The organism is Amycolatopsis thermophila (genome assembly GCF_030814215.1).
Lineage (GTDB): Bacteria > Actinomycetota > Actinomycetes > Mycobacteriales > Pseudonocardiaceae > Amycolatopsis_E > Amycolatopsis_E thermophila.
The window spans coordinates 811,593-826,165 of the sequence record NZ_JAUSUT010000001.1; the positions used below are offsets into that span (position 1 = coordinate 811,593).

Genomic DNA, 14,573 nt, shown 5'->3' on the forward strand with positions numbered 1-14,573 from the left:
CTTCCGTGTTGCGAGAGGAAACTTACCAGAGTGGTTTTTCCCTCTTGCAGCTGGGGTACCAGGACTCGAACCTAGACTAACAGAGCCAGAATCTGTCGTGCTGCCAATTACACCATACCCCAACGGGTTTGCCCCTCCGATTCGCGACTCGGAGCAGCTCCGCTGGGAAGAAATATAGCCTAGGCCCGCCACCCCTGCGTCACCGGGGGTCGGGTCCAGCGCCGCGCGGGCGCCGCTCTAGCGCTGCGCGGGGACGCCGATCCGGGCGAACTCGCTGACCAGCAGCTGCGGCAGCTCGTCGAGGCCGCCGATGACGTGCACGCCCTCGGGCGCGCTCACCTCGCTGCCGGTCCGGTCGAGCCACACGCCCTCCAGACCCGCGTCACGGGCGCCCACGGCGTCGGTGTGCAGCTTGTCCCCGACGTGGGCGGCCTCACTCGGATCGCAGTCGAGCACCGCGCACACGGAGTGGAACATCACCGGATCGGGTTTGGCGGCGCCGACCTCGCCGGCGATGGCGACGTGGTCGAAGAAGCGGGTGAGGCCCAGATCGGCCAGTTTGGCCCGCTGGTGGGCGCCCGAGGCGTTGGTCACAGCGGCGATGAGGACGTCCGCGGCGCGCAGCCACTCCAGACACGGCAGGACGTCGTCGAACAGGCGCCACGAACTGCGCAGCACCTCCTTGCGGCGGCACTCGAACCGGGCCACGTCCTCCGGTTCCACCACGACGCCCAGCTCGGCGAGGAAGCACTGGGTGCGGCGCTGGTGCATGGACCCGTAGTCGATCTCACCGGCGACCACGCGCGCGACGTGCCAGTCGGTGATCCGCTCCCACAGCGGCCACATGTCGGCGCGGCCGATGAGCAGCGCCAGCGCGCGCTTGCCCGCGGAGGTGAAGTCGATCAACGTGTCGTCGATGTCCAGGCACACCAGCCGGAGGCTCGACGGTCTCCACGGATCGGCCGGATCCCCCAGACCAGGCTCGGGGACACGGACGCGGGTAGGTGTGCCGGGACGCGCGAAATCCACCCAGCGAGGCTAGGCGAAGACTACGCTCAGCGGTTCGGCCGACAAGGTGATTCAGCGCGACGTTTCGAGCGCGGTCCGTTCTACTGAGGGTTGCCGGGCAGGGCGTTACGCAGACGTCCGAGTGAAACCTCGCGCCCCAGCAGCTCCATCGATTCGTACAACGGCGGCGACACGGTGCGACCGGTGATCGCGACGCGAACCGGGGCGAAAGCCTTGCGCGGCTTGAGCCCCAGGCCCTCGACCAGCGCGTCCTTGAGCGCCTGCTCGATCGCCGCGGTCTCCCACGACGGCAGCGCTTCGAGCGCCTCGATCGACGCGCGCAGCACGGGCTCGGCGTCCGGCTTGAGGTTCTTGGCCGCGGCGTCCTCCTCGGGCGCGAACTCCTCCTCGGGCACGAACAGGAAGCGCACCAGCGGGGCGGCGTCGGCCAGCACGGTGACGCGCTCCTGCACCAGCGGTGCGATGGTGCGCCAGCGCGCGAGCTGGTCCTCCGACGGCTCGGCGGGCAGGACCCCCGCCGTCTGCAGGTAGGGCACCACGCGCTGCACGAAGTCCTCGGCGTCGAGCGCGCGGACGTGCACGCCGTTGATCGCCTCGGCCTTCTTGACGTCGAACCGCGCCGGGTTGGCGCTCACCTTCGAGATCTCGAAGGCCCGCACCAGCTCGTCGACCGTGAACGTGTCGCGGTCGTCGGCGATCGACCAGCCCAGCAGCGCCAGGTAGTTCAGCAGGCCCTCGCGGATGAAACCGCGGTCACGGTAGTTGAACAGGTTCGACTGGGGGTCGCGTTTGGACAGTTTCCGGTTGCCCTCGCCCATCACGTACGGCAGGTGGCCGAACTGCGGGGTGAACCCGGCCACGCCGATGCGTTCGAGGGCCCGGTACAGCGCGATCTGCCGCGGCGTCGACGGGAGCAGGTCCTCCCCGCGCAGGACGTGGGTGATCCGCATCAGCGCGTCGTCGACCGGGTTGGTCAGCGTGTACAGCGGATCGCCGTTGGCGCGCACCAGGACCGGGTCCGGGATCGAGCCGGCGGGGAACCTGATCTCGCCGCGCACCAGGTCGTTCCACGCCAGGTCCTCGTCCGGCATGCGCAGCCGCAGCACCGGGACCCGCCCCTCGGCGCGGTAGGCCTCGCGCTGCTGCGGGGTGAGGTCGCGGTCGAAGTTGTCGTAACCGAGTTGGGGGTCCTGGCCCGCCGCCTTGCGACGTTCCGCGACCTCCTCGTTGGTCGAGAACGCCTCGTACAGCTCGCCGGCCTCGAGCAGGCGGCGCGCGACGTCGGCGTAGATGTCGCGGCGCTCGCTCTGCCGGTACGGGCCGTACTCGCCGCCGATGTCGGGGCCCTCGTCCCAGTCCAGACCGAGCCAGCGCAACGCCTCCAGCAGCTGCTGGTACGACTCCTCGCTGTCGCGGGCGGCGTCGGTGTCCTCGATGCGGAACACCAGGCTGCCGCCGTGGTGCCGGGCGAAGGCCCAGTTGAACAGCGCCGTGCGGATGAGCCCCACGTGCGGGGTTCCGGTCGGCGACGGGCAGAAGCGGGCGCGGACTGTCTCAGTCATAACCTGTTCAGCCTATCCCGCTTGACGAGGCCACCGGAGAGCGCCATCCTGGTCTTATTCAACACGGGATGAATTAAGGGGATGGCGACCATGAGCGAGCGCACGACCTGCCTCGTGGCCGGTGGCGGACCGGCCGGAATGGTGCTCGGGCTGCTGCTCGCGCGGGCCGGGGTCGAGGTGACGGTGCTGGAGAAGCACGCCGATTTCCTGCGGGATTTCCGCGGCGACACGGTGCACCCGTCCACGTTGCAGCTGCTGGACGAGCTCGGGCTGGGCGAGCGGTTCGCGAAGCTCCCGCAGAGCAGGCTGGAGACCGTTTCGCTGCCCGGGCCGCCGGCTTTGACGATCGCCGATTTCCGGCAGCTGAAGGTGCCGCACCCCTACGTCGCGATGGTGCCGCAGTGGGACCTCCTCGACCTGCTGGCCGAGGCGGGTCAGGCGGAGCCGGACTTCCACCTGCGGATGAACACCGAGGTCACCGAGCTGGTGCGGGAGCGGGGCCGCGTCGCCGGGGTGCGCTACACGACGGCCGACGGTCATCGCGGCGAGATCCGCGCGGACCTGGTCGTCGGTTGTGACGGTCGGTGGTCCGCGGTGCGGCGCGGCGCCGGTCTGCGTCCCCGTGAATTCCCGGTGCCGATCGACACGTGGTGGTTCCGGCTGCCGCGCGAGGCGGGCGAGAACCCCGCGCTGATGCCGGAAATGCATCACGGCCAGTTCGCGGTGCTCATCCCGCGGGAGGACTATTTCCAGATCGCCTACCTGGCCCCGAAAGGATTCGACGCGCGATTGCGGGCCGAGGGCGTCGACGCGTTCCGGGAGCGGGTCCGCACGGTGGTCCCCGCCCTGGCCGGCAAGGTCGACGCGATCGAGTCGATGGACGACGTGAAGCACCTCGACGTCCGGCTGAACCTGTTGCCGCGCTGGCACCGCGAAGGCGTGTTGTGCATCGGCGACGCGGCGCACGCCATGTCGCCCATCGGTGGGGTGGGGATCAACCTGGCGGTGCAGGACGCGGTCGCGACGGCGCGGTTGCTGGCGGAGCCGCTACGGCGGGGCCGGGTGACCGGGCGGGAACTGGCGCGAGTGCGGCGGCGCCGGCTGGTGCCGACGCTGGTGGTGCAGGCGATCCAGCGGGTGATGCACCGGGCGGTGATCCGGCCGGTGATCGAGGGCCGGCGTGAGGGAGCGCCGAAGTCACTGGTGAGGCTGATGAACGCCCTCCCGGCGGCGCGTCGGGTGCCGGCGTACGTGATCGGAGTGGGCCTGCTGCCCGAGCACGCGCCGAACTGGGCCCGGCGGTGACTTTCGGCGGGGACGGGGGCCTTTTCGGGGCGGGTGGGGGGTGGGGTAACGGAGCCGCCGCTACCCCACCCGCAAACCGATAGCCGGGGCACGGAATGTCCGGGGCCAACGCGACCGCTGGCTCATCCGGGGCCCTCGGTCCCACCCGGAAAACCCGCGGCCCGGCAACGCCAGGCGAGGCACGACGTCACCAGACCTCCCGGCAGCCGGCAATGCAAGCCGACGAGAACCTTCCCAGACCTTCCCCGCACCCCCAGACACCCGGCAACGCTCGGGCAAGCACAGGCCTCACAAGACCTCCCGGCGGCCCGCAACGCCAGGCGAGGCGCGACCTCACCAGACCTCCCCCACACCCCCAGACACCCGGCAACGCGAGGCGAGCCGCGACGTCACCAGACCTCCCCCGCCCCCGATCCCCAGCCGTCTTTTGGTCGCCGATCAGGCGTGTCAAGGTACTCTTTCCCGCCTTGACACGCCTGCTCGGCGACCGAAAACACTTCACCCGGAGGGGGCGGGGGAGGTCGGCACCCAAGGTGACCGTTCGGCGCCGTGAGGCGCCTTCTTTTGAGCGCGTGAGCGCGGCTTTAAAGATCAAAAGATGTCCTCGCCGGACGGGCAGGCTCCGGAATGACCGGGGAGCGTTGTCGGCTCGCCTTGAGTGGGTGGTCGCTGGGTGGTCATCCCGTCGCCTGATTGAGGCCTATCACTGTGAGCCAGGCCCGCACGCTTTGGTCTTTCGGCTCGCGACCCGGCGCAGGGTGCGGGCCTGGCTCACAGTGATGTGACGGCCTCAGGCGACGGGATGACCACCCAGCTCTCTTTAGGGCACAAGCGTCGCTAGGCGTTGTGGACCGGGTTGGTCAGCGTGCCGATTCCCTCGATGGTGATCGAGACCGTCTGGCCATCGGTGATCTGGCCGACGCCCGCGGGCGTGCCGGTGAGGATCACGTCCCCGGGGAGGAGCGTCATCACCCCGGACACGAACTCCACCAGGTCGGGGATCTTGTGGATCAGCAGCGACGTCCGGGAGTCCTGCTTGACCTCACCGTCGACCTCGGTGCGGATCGCCAGGTCGGACGCGTCCACCGACGTCTCGATCCACGGGCCGAGCGGGCAGAACGTGTCGAACCCCTTGGCACGACCCCACTGGCCGTCCGCCTTCTGCAGGTCCCGCGCGCTCACGTCGTTGGCGATCGTGTAACCCAGGATCGCCGCGGGGGCCTGGGCGGCCTTCACGTTGCGGATCGGCTGGCCGATCACCACCGCGAGCTCGCCTTCGAAGTCGACGCGTTCGGACGCGGCCGGCAGGCGGATGGCCGCGTTCGGGCCGATGACGCTCGTCGACGGCTTCAGGAACATCATCGGCGACTTCGGCACCTCGTTGCCGAACTCGGCCGCGTGCTCCGCGTAGTTGCGGCCGATCGCGATGACCTTCGACGGCAGGATCGGCGCGAGCAACCGCACGTCGGCCAGCGAGAACCGCTTGCCGGTGTAGTTCGGCCGGCCGAACGGGTGGTCGGCGATCTCCAGGAGCTCGTCGCCGTCCACGGACGCGAACGCGACTCCACCGGAATGAGCAACTCGAGCTAGACGCACGCCCCCAAGCCTAGTCAGCGCCCCCCACCCGGTCACGCGGGTGGTCGGTGACAGCGGACCGGCCGCAGGAGGCGTGCCCGGTTCAGCCGCGCAGGCTCTTGTGCACCAGGGCGTCGCACAACGCGAGCCAGCTGGCCTCCACGATGCTGCCGTGCACGCCCACCGTCGTCCATTCCCGGTCGCCGTCGCTGGAGTTCAGCAACACGCGGGTGACCGCGTCGGTCCCCGGGTGGCTGGGCAGGATGCGGACCTTGTAGTCGGCCAGCTCGACAGTGTCCAACCAGGACAGCAACGGCGACAGCGCCTTGCGCAGGGCGGCGTCCAGCGCGTGCACGGGGCCGTTGCCCTCGGCGGTGGCGATCACCCGTTCACCCTTCACGTGCACCTTCACCGTCGCCTCGGAGATCACCTCGCCGTCGCTGCGGTGGTCCAGCACGACCCGGTAGGACTCGAGCGTGAACGGCGGCTCGGCCGGGCCGTCGACCTCCTGGCGCAGCAGCAGTTCCAGCGAGGCGTCGGCGGCTTCGAACGACCAGCCCTCCGCCTCCAGCCGCTTGACCTTCGTCACCGCGTTGGTGACCGCGTCAGGCCGGCCGGCAAGGTCCACCCCGAGCTCACGTCCCTTGAGCTCGAGACTGGCCCTGCCGGCCATCTCGGTGACCAGGACCCGCATGTCGTTGCCGACGGAGGTTGGATCGATGTGGTTGTACAACAACGGATCCACCTTGATCGCACTCGCGTGCAGCCCCGCCTTGTGGGCGAAGGCCGAAGCCCCGACGTAGGCCTGGTGGGTGTCGGGGGCGATGTTCGCGATTTCGGCAAGGGCATGGGAGACGCGGGTCAGCTCGGCCTCGGCCCCGGTCGGGAGCACGTCCATGCCGAGCTTGGTCACGAGGTTTCCCGTCACGGCGAACAGATCGGCGTTGCCGGCCCGTTCCCCGTACCCGTTCGCGGTGCACTGCACGTGCGTCGCGCCGGCCTGGACCGCCGCGATGCTGTTGGCCACCGCGCAGGACGTGTCGTCCTGGCAGTGGATGCCGAGCCGGAACCCGGTGCGGCCGGCTACCTCCCGCACCGTGTCGGCGATCCCGAGCGGCAACTGGCCGCCGTTGGTGTCGCACAACACGACGACGTCCGCACCGGCGGTCGCGGCGGCGTCGAGCACGCGCAGCGAGGTGTCCGGGTCGAAGGCGTAGCCGTCGAAGAAGTGCTCGGCGTCGAGGAAGACGCGGCGGCCCTCGCCGACCAGGAAGGCGACGGTGTCGGCCACCATCGCGCAGGCCTCGTCGACGTCCACCCGCAGGGCCCGCTCGATGTGGCGCCGGTCGGACTTCGCGACCAGTGTGATCACCGGCGCCCGCGAGTCGAGCAGCGCGCGCACCTGCGCGTCCTCGGCCGCGGTCGTCCCGGCCTTGCGGGTCGAGCCGAACGCCACCAGCGCCGCGTGCTTCAGCGTCAGCTCACCCGCCGCCGCGCGGGCGAAGAACTCGGTGTCCTTCGGCAACGCGCCCGGCCAGCCGCCCTCGATGAAACCCACCCCCAGCTCGTCGAGCAGCCGCGCGACCGCGAGCTTGTCCGCCACCGAGTAGGAAACGCCCTCGCGCTGAGCACCGTCCCGCAACGTGGTGTCGTACAGGTGGAAGTCGTCACCGAGCGGCAGTCCGGCGGGTTCCGTGCGGGTCACGGTCATCTCCTATGCGGTGGTGGGAGGCTTCTCGGGCAACAAAAAAACCTCCCGCGGATGCGAGAGGTCTGCGCGCCAGGTGTCCGATGCGGACACTACCCGGCGCGCCTGCCGATAATGATCACGGCGAAAGAAGCCATAGCCGCATCATGCCACACCGCCGCCCGGCGGGGCAAAAATGCGGTGAAGGCCACCCCCGGGACCGGGGATGGCCTTCACCGCGGGGAAAACGATCAGCCGACGGCCCGCGTGTTCGACGACACCAGCGCCGCCAGGCGGTCGCCGATCGCCTGGGTGGTGCCCGGGTTCGCCTGGTCGCGGGTGGCCAGGTCGAACGCGACGGACGCCTCGATCCGGCGGGCCGCCTCGCGCTGGCCCAGGTGGTCCAGCAGCAGCGACACCGACAGCACGGCGGCGGTCGGGTCGGCGATGCCCTGCCCGGCGATGTCCGGCGCGCTGCCGTGCACCGGCTCGAACATGCTCGGGTTGCGGCGGGTGATGTCCAGGTTGCCGCTGGCCGCCAGGCCGATGCCACCGGTCACCGCGGCCGCCAGGTCGGTGATGATGTCGCCGAACAGGTTGTCGGTGACGATCACGTCGAAGCGGGACGGGTCGGTGACCATGTGGATCGTCGCGGCGTCGACGTGCGAGTAGGAGACCGTGACCTCCGGGTGCTCGAGCGACACCTCCTCCACGATCCGCGACCACAACGAGCCGGCGTGCAGCAGCACGTTGGTCTTGTGCACCAGCGTGAGGTGCTTGCGCGGCCGCTCCTCGGCCCGCTTGAACGCGTCGGACACCACGCGGCGGATGCCGAACGCGGTGTTGACGCTCACCTCGGTGGCGATCTCGTGCTCGGTGTCCTTGCGCAGCAGACCACCGTTGCCCGCGTACGGGCCTTCGGTGCCCTCCCGCACGACGACCATGTCGATCTCGGCGTTCGAGTCGGCCAGCGGGCCGCGCACGCCCGGGTACAGCTTGGCCGGGCGCAGGTTCACGTGGTGGTCCAGCTCGAACCGCAGGCGGAGCAGCAGGCCCCGCTCGAGGATGCCGCTGGGCACGGTCGGGTCGCCGACCGCGCCCAGCAGGATCGCGTCGTGCTGCCGGAGCTCGCCCAGGACCGACTCGGGCAGCAGCTCGCCGGTGGCGTGCCAGCGGGCCGCGCCGAGGTCGTAGTTCGTGTACTCCACGGTCGGGGCGACCTCGCCGAGTACCTTCAGGGCCTCGGTGATCACTTCGGGACCGATCCCATCACCTGGGATCACCGCGAGCCGCATCAGACACCTCCGTCGATCAGGGCCACGGGGCTCGTTGCGCACCCGTTTGCCCACATACTCCAGCGACGGCAGGTTACCGGCTGTCGCCAACGGACCGAAGCGGCACCACCCTTATGACGGAATCTCCCGACAAGTGAGACACCCGGATGGCGGATTGAGCCCGGATGTTCAGGGGCGGCTACCCCCGTTCACCCGGATCACGCTCACCCGGTCGCCGTTGCCGTTGTGGTGCTCCAGCGCCAGCAACCCGAGCACGGTATCGGTCTGCGCCGTCTGCGGGTTGCGCGTCACCGTCAGCGCCGTGCCGGGCTTCGCCGAGTACACCAGTGCGGCCCCGTTGGCGCCCGAGACCGAGTAGCCCGGGGCGAGCGCGTCGAACGTCATCGCCGTGTCGATCGAGTCGATGAGCCCGTTCGTGCTGCCCGGCGCCACGTAGTACCCGGCGGTGCCGACGGCGTAGCTGATTTTGTGCGAGGCTGCGTTCGGGTCGATCCCCAGCGCGGCGATGCTGACCGGCAGCAGCACGACGTTGGTGTCGAACACGTTGGTGTCCACGTCGCCGAGCTGTCCGTTGACCGCCTGCACGTCCACGGTCGGGAAGCCCTGGGCGTTGAGGTCGACGGTGTTGACCAGCCACACGTCGGTGCCGCTGGGCTTGGTCACGTAGGACTCGAAGTCCGGCTTGCCGTCCCCGCTGGTGTCGATGTCGACGAACGGGATCGTGTTGCTGCCCAGGTTCGCCCAGTTGCCCCAGGTCGAGATCCCGAACGCCAGCAGCGCCTGGTCCGCGTGCCCCTCCTGGCGGGCCTGCGCGATGTTCGACGCCGCGCCGACGTACTGCAGGTCACCGCCCTTGGCCGTGTCGTTGATGGTGCAGCCCTCGGTCACCCGGCCGCGGCACTCCGGCAGCTTCGGCGACTGGCCCTGCAGCTCCAGGACGCTGATCAGCGACTCGTAGCGCTGGCTGCCGGTGCCCTGGTCGACTCCCCGGCCGGTCAGCGAGAAGCGCGCCGTGTCCGCCTGGAAGTCCAGCGTCTTCGGCGCCCCGATCGCCGAGACCGGCTTGGGCGCCGAGTACACCGGCACGCGCAACGCGGTGCCGAACCCACCGAGCGGCGTGAGCACGACCCGCCCCGACGCGTCGGCGACGAACTGCCGCGCCAGCCCGGCCTGCTCGGTCGCGACCGTCGGGTCGATGACCTTGCGCAGCGCGGTGGGATCGGTGATCCGCAGCGTGACGCGGACCGTCGCGGTGCCGTGCGGCGCCACCGTCACCGAACGGTCCGACAGCTGGTACTGCACGCCGGGCAGGTTGGTGATGCCCTCGTACGCCACGTTGTAGCGGGCCCAGCTGTCGCCCTTGTTGACCACCTGGATCGTCTTCGTCAGCGTGACCGGCTTGCTCACCTCGACCGTGCCGAAGGTGACGCTCACCGCGCCCCGGTCGTCCCGCGAGTAGGCCAGCACCTGGTCGTTGAGCGCGGCCTGGGTGTCCAGCCGTCCGGCGCCGACCCGCTGCGGCGCGTACGTCTTGCCGTCGGCGACGATGTCGTGCCCGGCGGTGTTCATCACCAGGGCCTTGATCTCCTCGACCGACCACTCCGGGTGCGCCTGCCGCAGCAGCGCGGTGACGCCGGAGGTCAGCGGCGTGGCCATCGACGTGCCGGACAGGACGGTGCGGTCGTTGCCGCTGCCGCGCAGCGCCGACGAGATCGTGTCACCGGGCGCGGACACGTCCGGCTTCACCGCCGGGCCGCGGACGCCGCGCGAGGTGAACGAGCTCGGGGTGTCCACGATCGCCGGGTCGTAGGTCTGCAGGCTCGCACGGCCGGCGCCGTAGAGGCGCACGGCCAGCGTGCCGGCGTTCAGCGCCGGGCGGATCTGGCCGGTGGCCGAGGCGGTGAACTGGAACATCGGGATGGCCGAGTTGCCCGCGATGCCCGCGGCGAAGTGCTCCAGGCTCGACGAGAGCAGGACGCCCTTGGCGCCGGCGGCCTGCGCGTTGTTGGCCCGCGCGGCCGAACCACAGACGCGGGTGGCGTCGTTGTCGTCCCACTCCAGCCAGGCGAACCTGCCCGCGACGGCGGCCTTGTCGGCGTCGGAGAACGGCGCGCAGCCGTCGGCGTTGGCCGCGGACAGCTTCACCGCCGGTGCGGTCGTGTCCAGGGTGTCGTAGCCGGCGTAGCTCTGGCTGTACTGGCCGCCCTTCGGGCCCGCCACGTCGCCGGGCGCGGTCACGTCGGCCGCGTCGCGCAGCACCGAGATGTCCCGGCTGGACGCCACGGTCAGCGCCTCCGGGGTGTTGCCCGGCGAGCCGCCGACGTCGTAGAGGTCGCCGCCGTTGCCCTCAGCGATGACCGACAGCACGTTGTTCGCGGCGAGCTTGCGCACGAACAGCGAGTCCGGGTCGTCCGGCGCGCCGAAGTCGCTGCCCAGCGACAGGTTGACGATGTCGAGGTGGTCGTCGAAGTCACCGTCGCCGTTGGGGTCCAGCGCCCAGTCCAGGGCCTGTGAGGTGACGTTGGTCGAGCCCGCGCACCCGAACACCTTGATCGCGTACAGCGAGGCCTTGGGTGCCATGCCCGGGCCGATCTTCATCGCGTTGAGGGAGTCCGCGGTCAGCTTCGAATAGTCGCCGGTGAAGGTGCTGCCGTCGGCGTTGACGCCGTAACCCGCGACGGTGCCGGCCACGTGGGTGCCGTGCTCGCCGCACGCGATCGGGTTCGGGTCCGGCTTCGGCGTGTCCGCGCCGTCGGTGGCCGCGTCGTACCCGTCGCCGACCAGGTCGGTGCCGCCGACCACCTTGGCGTTGGGGAACAGCGGTGTGGGGGCGGCGCGGTCGACCGAGTCGTAGGCCGCCTTCGTGCCGGGGCCGCCGAAGTCGGCGTGCGTGTAGTCGATGCCGTCGTCGATGACACCGACCCGGACGCCGTCGCCGAGCCGTCCGGTCTGCTGCCACGCGTTGAGGGTGTTGGTCAGCTGCGCGGTGCTGTTGTTGCTGCGGGTCTTCGGCACGACCGTGCGGATCGACGCGACGTCCGGGCGCGCGGCCAGTTCGCGGATCTTCGCGGCGTCGGCGGTCACCACCACACCGGACACCGCGTTCGCGGTCGAGTACAGGACTTCGGTGCCCGCGTCGGCCGAACGCAACTGGCCCACGACGGAGTTCACCACGCCGGCCACCGCGTCGCGGGCGTTGTTCGCCGCCTGCTTGGCGCGGTCCTTGCCCGCACCGCGCTCGGCGTTGAACGCGTCCACCGCGGGCTGCTGGGTGAGCTCGACGAAGGCGGTGGTGCGGCCCCGGCTCGCCGCCAGCCGCGGCGACAACTTGCCCTGCAGCCCGTCGGCGGAGACCTTCGCCGTGGGCAGGCCGGGCGCCGGCGGCTCGTCCTGGGCCGCCGCGCTGCCCGTCGCGAAACCGGTGGTGGCCAGCGCGGCGGTGAAGACGGCCGCGAGCGACCGCCGGGTCCTGTTTCTCATGCTTGTTCGCACCCTCACTCCGATCAAGGCGAGGGTGCGAACTTAGCTGGTCATCCGGTGATGCGCCTAGAGCGCATCGGAGTAATCCGACTTTGGAAGGTAGTCCGCGTTATGCGAACGTGACGGCGCGGATCGTGCGCGCGCCGACGGTCGCCGCGATCGGCTCCAGCAGGTGGGAGTCCACCTCGCGGTCGACGCGCAGGATCATCACCGCGTCCGAGCGGTCGGTGGTCTGGCTGATCTGCGCGGCCTCGATGTTGACCGACGCCTCCCCCAGCAGGGTGCCCACGCGGCCCATGATGCCCGGGCGGTCCGGGTACTCCAGGAGCAGCATGTGGCCCTCGGCGCGCAGGTCGAAGTGACGGCCGTTGACCTCGACCAGCTTCTCCACCTGGTTGTTGCCGGTGACCGAACCCGACACCGACAGCACGCTGCCGTCCTCGTGCACCGCGCGCACGGTGACCAGGCTGCGCCAGTTCGGGCTCTCCGGCTCGGTGACGATCTCGGTGCGCACGCCGAACTCCTCGGCCAGGCGCGGCGCGTTGACGAACGTGACCTGGTCCTCCACCACGCCGGAGAACACGCCGCGCAGGGCGGCCAGCGACAGCACGCTGACGTCCTCCGACGACAGCTCGCCGCGCACCTCGACGGTGACGGCCGACGGCGCCTTCTGGCTCAGGGCGGCGAGCACGGTGCCCAGCTTCTGGGTCAGCGGCAGGTACGGGCGGACCTCCTCGCCCACCACGCCACCGCTGGCGACGTTGACCGCGTCCGGCACGAAGTCGCCACGCAGCGCCAGCAGCACCGAACGCGCGACATCGGTGCCCGCGCGGTCCTGCGCCTCGGCGGTGGAAGCGCCCAGGTGCGGGGTGACGACGACGTTGGGCAGGCCGAACAGCGGGCTCTCGGTGGTCGGCTCGGTGACGAACACGTCGATGCCGGCACCGCCCACGTGGCCGCTGCGGATCGCCTCGGCCAGCGCCTCCTCGTCGACCAGGCCACCGCGCGCGGCGTTGACGATGATCACGCCGGGCTTGGTCTTCTTGAGCGCCTCGGCGTCGATGAGGCCCTTGGTCTCCGGGGTCTTCGGGAGGTGGATCGAGATCATGTCGGCGCGGGCGAGCAGCTCGTCGAGGCTGAGCATCTCGACACCGAGCTGCGCGGCGCGGGCGGCCGGCACGTACGGGTCGTAGGCGACGATCTTGGTGTCGAACGCGGCGAGGCGCTGCGCGAACAGCTGACCGATCTTGCCGAAGCCGACGACCCCGATGGTCTTGCCGTTGAGCTCGACGCCGGTGAACTGGCTGCGCTTCCAGGCGCCGCCCTGCAGGCTCTGGTCGGCGGCCGGCACCCGGCGGGCCACGGCGAGCAGCAGCGCGACGGCGTGCTCGGCGGCCGAGACGATGTTCGAGGTCGGCGCGTTCACCACGAGCACACCGCGCTCGGTCGCGGCCGGGACCTCGACGTTGTCCAGGCCGACACCCGCGCGGGCGACGACCTTCAGGCGCGTGGTGGCGGCCAGCACCTCGGCGTCCACCTTGGTCGCGGAGCGGACCAGCAGCGCGTCGGCGCCCTTCACCGCCTCCAGCAGGGCGGGGCGGTCGGTGCCGTCCACGTGCCGGACCTCCACCTCGTCGCCGAACACGGCCAGCGTGGAGGGGGCGAGTTTTTCGGCGATGAGGACGACCGGCTTGCTGGGGTTGGTCACGATTGGGCTCCCGTGGACGCAGCTGGGTCAAACGACGCCGACGAGTCTAGTCGCGCTGCTCACCGGGGCTGTTAACGGGAGCGCAAGCCGACTCGCCAGAAGCGCCTGTCGCGGCCCGGGGTCTCGTCGTCGAGGGCGCCGGCCGTCGCGTCGGCCGCACAATGGACAAACGGAGTAAGCACTCCGTATTCTCGGCGGCATGCCGCACTCCCCCGCCGACGTGGTCGGCACCCTCATCGAGCGCATCAGCGCGGGCCGGTGGACCGGGTTGGCGTCCCACTACGCGGAAGACACCGTCGTGGAGCACCCGCTCCAGCGTTCGCGCCTCACCGGACGCCAGGCCCTCGCGGACCACTTCGCCCGGGCCGCCGCGGCGGGTGTCCGGCTCGAAGCCTCCGACGTCGTCCTGCACGAGACCACCGACCCGGAGGTCGTCGTCACCGCCTACATCTACCGCGGCGCAGGCTTCGCGTCGGCGAACGTGCAGGTCGTGCGGGTGCGCGACGGGCTGATCAGGCACTCCCGCGACTACCACGACCCCCTGCGGATGGCCGCTGCCCGCGGCGACTTCACCGGCATCGCGGAACCAGCCGCTCCCGCGCCGGCCGGGCCGCGACCCGAGGTGCCGGACGGCTCGCCGAGCGCGCTCGTGCTCCACGCCCTCACCGGACCGCCGGCCACGCGCGCGGACCTCTACGCCGAAGACGCGCAGGTCACGCTCCCCTTCCACCCCGCCGCGCCGGTGCTCAGGGGCCGGGAGGCACTACGCGAGCACTTCGCGACCGGGGCGAGATTCGAGCCGCGCACCGTCGTCTTCCACCAGTGCGCCGATCCGAACCTGATCGTCACCGAAGTCGAGTGCGCGGTCGGCGGAACAGCCGCCGCGGCGAACGTCCTCATCACCCGGGTGCGGGACGGCCGGATCGCCGAAT

The 14,573-nt window shown here is 70.7% G+C and carries 8 protein-coding genes, 1 tRNA gene and 1 pseudogene; 2 read left to right on the plus strand and 8 right to left on the minus strand.

Going from position 1 to position 14,573, the window contains the following annotated elements:
- Positions 1-50 precede the first annotated feature (50 nt).
- The 3 genes from FB470_RS04055 to gltX form a co-directional block, all read right to left on the minus strand.
- A tRNA-Gln gene (locus tag FB470_RS04055) sits at positions 51-122 on the minus strand.
- Positions 123-237: 115 nt separating this feature from the next.
- Entirely contained in the window at positions 238-930 is a 693-nt protein-coding gene (locus tag FB470_RS04060) for an HAD family hydrolase (RefSeq protein ID WP_306988839.1), read from the minus strand.
- 179 nt (positions 931-1,109) lie between these two features.
- Positions 1,110-2,591, minus strand: a complete 1,482-nt coding sequence (gene gltX, locus FB470_RS04065) for a glutamate--tRNA ligase (RefSeq protein WP_306988840.1) — start codon at positions 2,589-2,591, stop codon at positions 1,110-1,112.
- A 90-nt stretch (positions 2,592-2,681) separates the two neighbouring features.
- Between gltX and FB470_RS04070 the strand changes: the two genes are divergently transcribed.
- Positions 2,682-3,896, plus strand: a complete 1,215-nt coding sequence (locus FB470_RS04070) for an FAD-dependent oxidoreductase (protein WP_306988842.1) — start codon at positions 2,682-2,684, stop codon at positions 3,894-3,896.
- Positions 3,897-4,733: 837 nt separating this feature from the next.
- Here the strand turns inward: FB470_RS04070 and FB470_RS04075 are convergent.
- From FB470_RS04075 to serA, 5 genes are all read right to left on the minus strand, one after another.
- The gene (locus FB470_RS04075; RefSeq protein WP_306988843.1) at positions 4,734-5,492 is read right to left on the minus strand and encodes a fumarylacetoacetate hydrolase family protein; all 759 of its coding nucleotides are present in this window, start codon (positions 5,490-5,492) and stop codon (positions 4,734-4,736) included.
- A gap of 82 nt (positions 5,493-5,574) precedes the next feature.
- A complete protein-coding gene (gene cimA / locus FB470_RS04080; protein WP_306988845.1) occupies positions 5,575-7,176 on the minus strand; it encodes a citramalate synthase in 1,602 nt (533 codons plus the stop codon).
- A gap of 233 nt (positions 7,177-7,409) precedes the next feature.
- Positions 7,410-8,453, minus strand: a complete 1,044-nt coding sequence (locus tag FB470_RS04085; RefSeq protein WP_306988847.1) for a 3-isopropylmalate dehydrogenase — start codon at positions 8,451-8,453, stop codon at positions 7,410-7,412.
- 168 nt (positions 8,454-8,621) lie between these two features.
- Positions 8,622-11,933, minus strand: coding sequence for a S8 family serine peptidase (locus FB470_RS04090; RefSeq protein ID WP_306988849.1), 3,312 nt, complete (start codon positions 11,931-11,933; stop codon positions 8,622-8,624).
- Positions 11,934-12,042: 109 nt separating this feature from the next.
- Entirely contained in the window at positions 12,043-13,641 is a 1,599-nt protein-coding gene (gene serA / locus FB470_RS04095; protein WP_306988851.1) for a phosphoglycerate dehydrogenase, read from the minus strand.
- A gap of 199 nt (positions 13,642-13,840) precedes the next feature.
- On the opposite strand from serA, the pseudogene FB470_RS04100 reads away from it, so the two are divergent.
- Positions 13,841-14,560 (plus strand): annotated as a pseudogene (locus FB470_RS04100) (nuclear transport factor 2 family protein); the annotation flags it as partial.
- Between the last annotated feature and the right edge of the window lie 13 nt (positions 14,561-14,573).